At 47.7% G+C, this 568-nt stretch carries 1 protein-coding gene; it reads right to left on the bottom strand.

Annotated elements, in window-relative coordinates; translation table 11 throughout:
- Positions 1–564, bottom strand: a 564-nt coding sequence (locus tag R7P74_RS28215; protein WP_318123986.1) for an outer membrane protein transport protein, incomplete at its 3' end; no start/stop codon positions are given.
- Positions 565–568 lie beyond the last annotated feature (4 nt).

Below are 568 nucleotides of genomic sequence, written 5' to 3'. Positions count from 1 at the left end.
CTTATTACCACCTAAAATACGGGCGAGTGCGCCTTTGTGACGAGTCAGCTCCGCTTCCGCGTACACTAGGTTGATACCGCCACCCACACTGAATTTTTCGTTGATGCGGTAAGCAATGTTTGGATTGATATTGACAGAAAGTAGCGAGGTGTCGCCAGCCATATCACCCGCAGAAATATCATCTGGATAATCTGTTGCAACACCGTAAGTGGTGAACATACCGATACCCCAAGCCCAGTTGTCATTGATTGGGCTGATGTAATAACCCGCAGGAACCACTTGCAGTGGTGCTACGTCATCAGATTGCTCTTTATGAAGCGTATCGTAAACGTTGACTTCAGGATCAACGATAGAAAGTGCGCCAGAAAACTGAGCTTCTTTGAAAAGAGTCATTGCTGCTGGGTTACGTGCAAGAACGCTGGCATTGTCTGCTACAGCCCCTTCACCTGAGAATGCTCGACCAAGACCAGATGCCGAGTGTTCAGCAACCTGAAAGCCCGCTGAATGGGCATTACACGCAAACAATATTGAAATTGTCAGCAGAGAGCAGTGCTTCTTGTTCATCCTT

Source organism: Vibrio sp. 2033 (assembly GCF_033339735.1).
Note: the sequence above shows the minus strand (reverse complement) of the source record. Positions and strands in the feature narration are given on the sequence as shown.